Origin of the sequence: Zoogloea sp. LCSB751 (genome assembly GCF_002028455.1) — a bacterium.
Lineage (GTDB): Bacteria > Pseudomonadota > Gammaproteobacteria > Burkholderiales > Rhodocyclaceae > Zoogloea.
Genome location: NZ_MWUM01000069.1, coordinates 1 through 1,172, shown reverse-complemented (window position 1 = coordinate 1,172; position 1,172 = coordinate 1). Strand labels below are relative to the sequence as shown.

Sequence of the window (1,172 nt, the reverse complement as noted above, 5' to 3'; positions counted from 1 at the left end):
TCCATCATGATGATTACGACAGTTGGAATCGACCTGGCCAAGAGCGTGTTTCAGGTTCATGGCGTCGATGAGCAGGGCAACACGGTGCTGCGCAAGCAACTCAAGCGCGAGCAGTTGAGTGTATTCATGGCCACCTTGCCGCCGTGTCGGGTGGGGATGGATGCGTGTGGCGGCGCGCATCACTGGGCGCGCAAGTTTGAGGGCTTCGGGCATACCGTCAAACTGATGTCGCCGCATTCGTGAAGCCCTACGTGAAGAGCAACAAGAACGATGCGGCGGATGCCGAGGCGATCTGCGAAGCGGTCGCCAGGCCGAACATGCGCTTTGTCCCTATCAAAAGCGTTGAGCAGCAGGCGGTGCTCTCGCTCCATCGGGTTCGCCAGGGCTTCGTTGTCGCACGCACCGCCCAGGCCAACCAGATCAGGGGCTTGCTCGCCGAGTTCGGCCTGGTGCTGCCAGCAGGACTCTGCGCGTTACGCAAACAGCTGCCGGTGCTTCTGGACGACATGGGTGATCAGGTGCCAGACGTGTTCAGGCGTCTGGTGCGACGCCTGCACGAACACCTACTCGAATTGGATCGACTGAATTGCCCCGGGCTTCCTAGACGGTTCCGTTCTTCAAAAGATACCGCTGTTCAAACTCGACCGGCGAGAGCTGGTCGTTGTGACTGCGCCTGCGTTTCGGGTTGTAGAACAGCTCGATGTAATCGAACACATCCTCGCGAGCCTCGTCCCGGGTCAGGTAAATCCGGCGCTTGATTCGTTCGCGCTTGAGCAACTGAAAAAAGCTTTCCACCACGGCGTTGTCGTGGCAGTTCCCACCCCAGCTCATACTGGGCTTGAGTCGATGGACTTTCAGGAAATCCTGCCAGTCGTGGCTGCTGAACTGGCGACCCTGGTCGGAATGTACCAGCACCTCCTGCACGGGCTTTCGGCACCAGACAGCAATCAGCAAGGCGCCGATGGCCAACTCTCGGGTCATCCGCTCGCCCATCGACCAACCAACGATCTGCCGCGAGAACAGATCCAGCACCACCGACAGGTACAGCCACCCTTCGTGGGTGCTGATGTAGGTGATGTCGGTCACCCACGCCGTGTTGGGTTCGGCCACGTCGAACGCCCGCTTGAGATGGTTCGGTGCCTCCACGGCCGGCTTCCCGCTGCGAAACCCGG

General features: G+C 60.2%; 1 protein-coding gene and 1 pseudogene. One reads left to right on the top strand and one right to left on the bottom strand.

What is annotated here, in order from left to right:
- Positions 1-6: 6 nt before the first annotated feature.
- Positions 7-458: pseudogene (locus B4920_RS30650) on the top strand (IS110 family transposase); the annotation flags it as partial.
- A 142-nt stretch (positions 459-600) separates the two neighbouring features.
- Here B4920_RS30650 and B4920_RS25750 read toward each other — a convergent pair.
- A partial coding sequence (locus tag B4920_RS25750) for an IS3 family transposase (protein ID WP_139379638.1) occupies positions 601-1,172 on the bottom strand: 572 nt, incomplete at its 5' end.